A 6,532-nucleotide genomic window follows, 5' to 3' on the forward strand; every position below is an offset into this window, starting at 1 on the left:
GTTTTTTATTAATTCGATTTATTATCAGATAAAAATTATTTGATAAAATTAGAAGCGTTCGCTAGCGCTTCAGCAATTCCAGAACTATTTTTACCTTTTCCAGATGCAAAAAATGGTTGTCCACCACCGTTGCCATCAATGTATTTTCCTAATTCTTTTATTACCATGTTGGCATTTAAATTATTGGAAGCTACTAATTCTTTAGCGATGTAACAGTGAATATTTGGAGCATTTTCATCAATAGATGCCAGAACTACAAACGAATTTGGTTTTGAACTTCCAATAGACTGAGCCAAATCTTTGGTAGCACCCATGCTTAAATCTACTTGTTTTGCGAGATAGTTGATGCCGTTAATTTCTGTAAATTCAGCAGAAAGTAGGGTTTTTAAACCGTCTAATTTTTCTTTCAATAATTGCTCCAGTTGTTTCTTTAATTTTGCATTTTCTTCTTGTAAAGAAACCACTGCTTTTATTGTGTCTTGTGGATTTTTCAAGGTGCTTGAAATTTCAGCTAAAGCCGACTCTTGAGCGGTATAATAATTTTGAACAGCAGTTCCAGTTATTGCTTCTATTCTTCGAATTCCAGCTGCTACAGCACCTTCAGAAACGATTTTGAAATGCCAAATATCAGCAGTATTTTTCACGTGAATACCTCCACAAAGCTCCATGCTAAGCCCAAATTTAATTGCTCGAACCGTATCGCCATATTTTTCTCCAAATAAAGCCATAGCGCCTTCATCTAAAGCTTGTTGAATTGGAATACTTCTTCTTTCTATAAGTGGCAATTGCTCTTCAATTCTAGCGTTTACAAATGCTTCCACTTTTTTGATTTCCTCATCGGTTACTTTGCTAAAATGTGAAAAGTCAAATCGCAAACGATCTGCATTTACCAAAGAACCTTTTTGCTCAACATGGGTTCCCAAAATTTCACGCAATGCTTGGTGCATTAAGTGGGTAGCCGAGTGGTTTTTTGAAGTTGCAATACGCAAATCGGTATTGACTTTTGCCACAAAACTAGCTGAACTATTTTCTGGAAGTTGTTTTGCAAAATGCAGGATTAAATTATTTTCTTTTTTGGTATCAATAATTTCAATGATTTCGTTGGATGAAGTTAAAATACCTTTGTCTCCGACTTGACCTCCACCTTCTGGATAAAACGGGGTGTTGTCTAAAACAATTTGATATAAAACGCCGTCTTTTTTCGAATCAACTTTTCGAATTCGAGTGATTTTCACTTCGTTTTCGGTTTGATCATAACCCACAAAAGTTTCAACATTTCCAGGAATAATTAGGGTCCAATCTTCTGTAGAAACTTCTGAAGCGGCACGGGAGCGGTTTTTTTGTTCTTGCATTGCTGCATTAAAACCCGCTTCATCCAATTCAAATCCTTTTTCTCTTAATATTAATGCCGTTAAATCAATTGGAAACCCAAATGTATCGTACAATTCAAATGCTTTGTCTCCAGAAACTGTTTTTCCATTAGTTTCTGCAATTACTTTATCTAATAATTGTAACCCTTGATCTAAAGTTCGTAAGAAAGAAGCTTCTTCTTCACGAATTACATTGGTCACAAATTGTTGTTGCGCTTTAATCTCAGGAAAAAATTCCCCCATTTGATTGGCTAATACTTCAACCAAGGAGTGAATGAACGGCTCTTTAGTGTTTAAGAAGGTGAAACCGTAACGAATGGCACGGCGCAAGATTCTGCGAATTACATAACCTGCACCATTGTTTGAAGGTAATTGTCCGTCTGCAATGGCAAAAGCAACTGCTCTTACGTGATCAGCAACTACACGAATGGCAATATTGGTTTTATTTTGATCGTCTGAAATATTTTTGACATCGTCAGTAGTATATTTTAATCCCGTAATCTGTTCTACTTTTCCGATAAGCGGTGTGAAAACATCGGTGTCATAATTGGATGTTTTTCCTTGTAAAGCCATGCACAAACGCTCAAATCCCATTCCGGTATCTACGTGTTGCGCAGGAAGTTTTTCTAGTGATCCATCAGCTTTACGGTTGAATTCCATGAATACATTATTCCAAATTTCAACTACTTGCGGATGGTCGTTATTCACCAAGCTTTTTCCAGAAACTGCCGCTTTTTCTTCTGCAGAACGTAAATCAACATGTATTTCAGAGCATGGACCACAAGGACCTTGGTCTCCCATTTCCCAAAAATTATCTTTTTTATTTCCTAAAATGATGCGATCTTCATCAATAAGTTCTTTCCAAATATCCCATGCTTCTTGGTCAAAAGGTACATTTTCTTCAGGGTTTCCTTCAAATACGGAAACATATAAATTCTCTTTTGGAATTTTATAAACCTCGGTTAATAATTCCCAAGCCCAATTGATGGCTTCTTTCTTAAAATAGTCACCAAAAGACCAGTTTCCAAGCATTTCAAACATGGTGTGGTGGTAGGTGTCAAAACCTACATCCTCCAAATCGTTGTGTTTTCCAGAAACACGAAGACATTTTTGAGTATCGGCTATTCGCTTGCTTTTTGGAGTTCCGTTTCCTAAAAAGTACTCTTTGAATTGCGCCATCCCCGAGTTATTGAACATTAGGGTTGGGTCGTCTTTTAAAACGATAGGAGCAGAAGGAACAATTAAATGGCCTTTGCTTTCAAAGAATTGAAGAAATTGCTTGCGAATGTCTTGTGATTTCATTTTTGATTATTAGTGCTATAGATACTTAAATTTTATTCAAATAGTTTACTCATTAGCCCTGATTGAAGTGAAAATCCTTTTTTGAAAAAAAAGATTGAAACGAAAAGCAGGAACAAGGATTACAAAGATGCCAAAAGTTTCGCTTCTAAAAAATAAAAAATAGATTTAGAAAGAAACATTTCTTAAATTTGTTCGTATAACTATTGATAGTTTAAAAACTAGCACAAAAATAGTATAATTTAAGAAATGTCGAAGAAAGTTAAGTATTATTACGATCCAGAAAGTTTAGCTTATCGAATAATAGGGCCTCAAAAGCGTAAAAAGTATGGTTACCCTGCGCTTTTTATATTGGCATCGGCATTATTTGGGTTTTTATGTTTTGTGATTTTGATGAATACGCCGTATTTTGAAACGCCAAAAGACAAGATTCAAGCGAGAGAAATTGAAAATTTGAAACTTAATTATGCGATTTTATATAAAAAAATTGATGCATTAGATCAAGTGGCATCGGAGATGGCAGATCGTGATAATAATTTATATCGGGTTTATTTTAATTTATCTCCGATTTCTAATGAGAAGAGACAAGGGATTATTGATAGGAAAAGATATCAAGAGTTAGAAGGTTTTGATAATTCGGAATTGGTGATTAATACTTCAGAGAAAGTAGATAAAATAGCCAATGCCTTGGTTGCGCAATCAAAATCGTTAGATCAAATTTTGAAATTAGCGAAGGCAAAAGACAAGTTTTTAAGTGCGATACCGGCAATTCAACCGGTTAAAAATGAAGATTTGAAACATATGGCCTCGGGTTTTGGTTACCGTAGTGACCCTTTTACAAAGGCAAGAAAGATGCACGAAGGAATGGATTTTACTGCTCGAACTGGAACTCCAATTTATGCAACGGGTGATGGTGTGGTTAAAAATGCTGATAATTCGAAATCGGGTTATGGAAATCATATTGAAATTAGCCATGGTTATGGTTATTTAACTTTATATGGTCATTTAAGTAAATATAAAGTTCGCGCTGGTCAGCGTGTGAAACGAGGTGATATCATAGGATTTGTTGGCAGTACAGGAAGAAGTCAGGCGCCACATTGTCATTATGAGGTGCACAAAGGTGGGAAGCCCGTAAACCCAATTAATTTTTATTACGGAAATATATCAGCTGCAGAGTATGTGGCTATATCAAAAATTGCTAATTTAGAGAACCAGTCGTTAGACTAGGTTTGGTTTAATATAAATGTAAAACTATGCAGATTAATTTATCAAAAGACAAGTTGTATTTTAGTATTGGTGAGGTGGCCGAAGCATTTGGGGTGAATGCCTCTCTTATTCGTTTTTGGGACAAAGAATTTGATATTTTGAAGCCAAAGAAAAATGCAAAAGGAAACCGAATGTTCACTCAAGAGGATGTGAAAAATCTGCAATTGATTTATCATTTAGTAAAAGAAAGAGGCTTTACCCTTGAGGGTGCTAAAACCCATTTAAAAGAAGGCCAGAAAAAAACTTTGGATAAATTTGACATTATTGCCAAACTAGAAGGCATAAAAGCTGAACTGACATCTATTAAGAACAACCTTTAATATGAGAAACCTACAAATATTAAATATCAGTTTTACATCATCAATAGTGGTTGTAATTGTGGGTGCATTATTTAAAATAATGCATTATCCGTACTCACAACCCTTAATGATTATTGGATTATTGTCCCTACTTGTATTTTGGTATGTTTCCCTTTCTGAAATTAAATCGTCAACCAAAATAGACGCTTCCGAAAAATTTATGTGGTTCATTGGATTAATTTTTTGTGGCAGTATTGCAGGTTTGGTATACCTTTTGTCAGGTAGAAAGAGAATAATAAATAACAATCAATAAATAACTTTTAAATTAAAAAAAAATGAGAAAATGGATAATTACTGGTGGAATAATTTTTATACTATTAATAATAGTAATAACTTCATACAACGGGCTTGTTGAAGCTCAGGCAGATGCAAAAACAGCATGGTCAAAAGTAGAAAGTTCTTATCAAAGAAGAAATGATCTTATTGGTAATTTAGTAAAAGTTGTTCAAAAAGCAGCTAATTATGAAAAAGGAACGTTGACTGAAGTAATAGCAGCAAGAGCTAAAGCGACATCAATAACAATTGATCCTGCGAATGCTTCTCCTGAACAAATTGCTCAATTTGAGAAAGCTCAAGAAGGCCTAAAAGGTTCTTTGTCTCGACTATTAGTAACAGTAGAGCAATACCCAGAACTTAAAGCCACTGAAGGATTCAAAGAACTTCAATCTCAAATTGAAGGAACAGAAAACAGAATTAATGTAGAGAGAGATCGCTTCAATGATGCAGTTAACACTTATGATCAAAAAACTTTGAAATTTCCAAGTGTTCTTTTTGCAAAACTTTTTGGATTTAATCAAATGAATAGATTTCAAGCTGATGCTGGTGCAGAAAAAGCTCCAGATGTAAATCAATATTTTGATAAAGAGAATTAGATAATGTCAAAAATTGAAGTGTTTTTAACCAAAGAAGAAGAAGCAGAAGTAGTTGAGGCTATTCGAGTAGCGGAGCAAAATACTTCGGGCGAGATTCGAGTTCATATAGAAAAAGAAACTTCCATTGCTCCTATTGATAGAGCGGTGGAAGTTTTCCATTTATTAAAAATGGAACATACCAAAGAACGAAATGGCGTCTTAATTTATGTGGCCACCCAGAGCAGGCAATTTGCAATTTGTGGCGATCAAGGCATACATGAAAGGGTAACCTATTCGTTTTGGGATTCCACCAAAGAGATTATGTTAAACCATTTTAAAAATGGCAAAAATAAAGAAGCGTTAGTAGACGGAATTCATCAAGCTGGAGAACAATTGAAAAATTATTTTCCACATCAAGAAAATGATATTGACGAACTTTCTAATGAAATATCAAAGGCATAAATATGAAAAAACAAATAATTAATAAATTGAATATATTTTGGCTTTTTCGTTTTTCTTTTACGGTTATATTTATTTGCGCAACTAATTTTGGTTATTCGCAACTAAAAATTCCCGAAAAACCATCTTTTATTGCCCCAATAATAGACAGCACTAAAACTTTGTCAGAAGTCCAAAAACAACAATTATTTGAAAAGCTTAAAAATTACTCTGATAGTACTTCTACCGAAATTTTTGTAATGATTGTTCCAACTACACAAGGAGAAGATATTGCAAAATACGCTACTGATTTAGGACATAAATGGGAGATTGGACAAAAAGGAAAAGACAATGGGATTGTACTTCTTGTAGCAAAAGAAGATCATAAAGTTTCTATACAAACTGGATATGGAATTGAACATTTATTAACCGATGCTCTTTCTAGAAGAATAATTGAACAGGAAATAATACCCGAATTTAAAGACGGTCATTATTTTGAAGGTATTGATAAAGGTATTACAGCTATATTCAAAGTGATGAAAGGTGAATACAAAGGAAACCCAAAAAAAAATATTCGAAATGGCAAAATTCCTTTTTTTGTATTCATAATTATTATTGTGATTTTAATTTTCCTCTTTTCAAGAAACAAAGGAAATAGCAATGGTAGTGGAGGAATAGGAGGTCCAAGTTTATTAGATATTATTATTTTAAGCAGCTTAGGAAGAAGTAGTGGTGGTGGAATTGGAGGTTCATCTGGAGGTGGATTCGGAGGTTTCGGTGGTGGTGGCGGTTTCGGTGGTGGTGGAGCTAGTGGAAGCTGGTAAGAAGAAATCTCTTATCAATTTCGTTGACGCGACGTGAATCATCATCGGATCTGTCATTTGCAGTTCTGCTGCGGCTGGCCTGTTCAGTAGCCGAGTATGTTTTTTGATACTGTGCATCACACGTC

At 34.6% G+C, this 6,532-nt stretch carries 7 protein-coding genes; 6 read left to right on the forward strand and 1 reads right to left on the reverse strand.

Going from position 1 to position 6,532, the window contains the following annotated elements; translation table 11 throughout:
- Positions 1 to 35: 35 nt before the first annotated feature.
- Positions 36 to 2,672, reverse strand: a complete 2,637-nt coding sequence (alaS, locus tag ACKOWY_RS07750) for an alanine--tRNA ligase (RefSeq protein ID WP_408940866.1) — start codon at positions 2,670 to 2,672, stop codon at positions 36 to 38.
- Positions 2,673 to 2,918: 246 nt separating this feature from the next.
- Between alaS and ACKOWY_RS07755 the strand changes: the two genes are divergently transcribed.
- The 6 genes from ACKOWY_RS07755 to ACKOWY_RS07780 are packed head-to-tail and all read left to right on the forward strand — an operon-like array spanning position 2,919 to position 6,407.
- Complete coding sequence (locus ACKOWY_RS07755) at positions 2,919 to 3,896, forward strand: M23 family metallopeptidase (protein ID WP_408940867.1); 978 nt, start codon at positions 2,919 to 2,921, stop codon at positions 3,894 to 3,896.
- Between the two features lie 26 nt (positions 3,897 to 3,922).
- The gene (locus ACKOWY_RS07760) at positions 3,923 to 4,255 is read left to right on the forward strand and encodes a MerR family transcriptional regulator (RefSeq protein ID WP_408940868.1); all 333 of its coding nucleotides are present in this window, start codon (positions 3,923 to 3,925) and stop codon (positions 4,253 to 4,255) included.
- A gap of 1 nt (position 4,256) precedes the next feature.
- Positions 4,257 to 4,547, forward strand: a complete 291-nt coding sequence (locus ACKOWY_RS07765; protein ID WP_408940869.1) for a GldL-related protein — start codon at positions 4,257 to 4,259, stop codon at positions 4,545 to 4,547.
- A gap of 22 nt (positions 4,548 to 4,569) precedes the next feature.
- Positions 4,570 to 5,166: a LemA family protein gene (locus ACKOWY_RS07770; protein ID WP_408940870.1), complete on the forward strand. Its 597-nt coding sequence runs from the start codon at positions 4,570 to 4,572 to the stop codon at positions 5,164 to 5,166.
- Between the two features lie 3 nt (positions 5,167 to 5,169).
- Positions 5,170 to 5,607, forward strand: a complete 438-nt coding sequence (locus ACKOWY_RS07775) for a TPM domain-containing protein (RefSeq protein ID WP_408940871.1) — start codon at positions 5,170 to 5,172, stop codon at positions 5,605 to 5,607.
- Between the two features lie 2 nt (positions 5,608 to 5,609).
- On the forward strand, positions 5,610 to 6,407 hold the full coding sequence (locus ACKOWY_RS07780) for a TPM domain-containing protein (RefSeq protein WP_408940872.1): 798 nt from the start codon (positions 5,610 to 5,612) through the stop codon (positions 6,405 to 6,407).
- The last annotated feature ends 125 nt before the right edge of the window (positions 6,408 to 6,532 follow it).

This window comes from Flavobacterium sp., from assembly GCF_046073885.1.
GTDB lineage: Bacteria > Bacteroidota > Bacteroidia > Flavobacteriales > Flavobacteriaceae > Flavobacterium.

Coding starts and splice junctions, on each gene's coding strand:
- alaS (WP_408940866.1), bottom strand. CDS start 2,672: ATGAAATCACAAGACATTCGCAAGCAATTTCTTCAATTCTTTGAAAGC.
- ACKOWY_RS07755 (WP_408940867.1), top strand. CDS start 2,919: ATGTCGAAGAAAGTTAAGTATTATTACGATCCAGAAAGTTTAGCTTAT.
- ACKOWY_RS07760 (WP_408940868.1), top strand. CDS start 3,923: ATGCAGATTAATTTATCAAAAGACAAGTTGTATTTTAGTATTGGTGAG.
- ACKOWY_RS07765 (WP_408940869.1), top strand. CDS start 4,257: ATGAGAAACCTACAAATATTAAATATCAGTTTTACATCATCAATAGTG.
- ACKOWY_RS07770 (WP_408940870.1), top strand. CDS start 4,570: ATGAGAAAATGGATAATTACTGGTGGAATAATTTTTATACTATTAATA.
- ACKOWY_RS07775 (WP_408940871.1), top strand. CDS start 5,170: ATGTCAAAAATTGAAGTGTTTTTAACCAAAGAAGAAGAAGCAGAAGTA.
- ACKOWY_RS07780 (WP_408940872.1), top strand. CDS start 5,610: ATGAAAAAACAAATAATTAATAAATTGAATATATTTTGGCTTTTTCGT.